This is a genomic window from Psychrobacter piscatorii (genome assembly GCF_904846415.1).
Lineage (GTDB): Bacteria > Pseudomonadota > Gammaproteobacteria > Pseudomonadales > Moraxellaceae > Psychrobacter > Psychrobacter piscatorii.
In genome coordinates, this window is the sequence record NZ_CAJHAR010000110.1 from 1 (window position 1) to 553 (window position 553).

The 553-nt window shown below is 51.9% G+C and carries 1 protein-coding gene; it reads left to right on the forward strand.

Translation table 11 applies throughout. From position 1 onward, the window contains the following. Window positions 1-138: 138 nt before the first annotated feature. The coding region (locus JMX83_RS15095; RefSeq protein WP_201603422.1) for a hypothetical protein at window positions 139-553 on the forward strand (415 nt) is incomplete at its 3' end.

The following is a 553-nucleotide window of genomic DNA, read 5'->3' on the forward strand; positions in this document are numbered from 1 at the left end:
GCCGAGGTGTTCAAATCAGGCACTGTTTGCAGGGTAGCGGTCGGCGTAGGCAACTGCCCATTATCATTTTGCACATTTTCGTAAAAATCATCCCAACTCAACGCCCGACCTTGCGCAATCAAAGCATTGGCGCTGGCAATGCTCGCACCGTATCCGCGCGCCCTTGAAGCGATAGACACGCCAGAATGGATGCCAAAGAAAAGCCTATATTTGGATTTTATCGGTACAGCGCCCAGTACGGATTTGACCCGTTCCGAGTTTTTGACGTTACTCAATGAGTTAAAAGATGATGCTCAGCCGTATCGTGAGGGCGCGCCCATCATCACGGTGATAAAAGGCTATGGCGGACACCAAGCGATTGATGCGCGCCTGCCCAAGCTGCGTGAGCTATTGCCCGATGCCTTTATCATCTCGCTCGGTCCTATTAGTGATAACATGCGCCACTTGGTCGATATTGCCACGCAGGTCAAAGACGTGCGCCCGTTTATCGTTCATAGTGATGCAATATTGATGGCGTGCGGGCTAAGCAGCATCGCGCAGGTCTATTACGAGC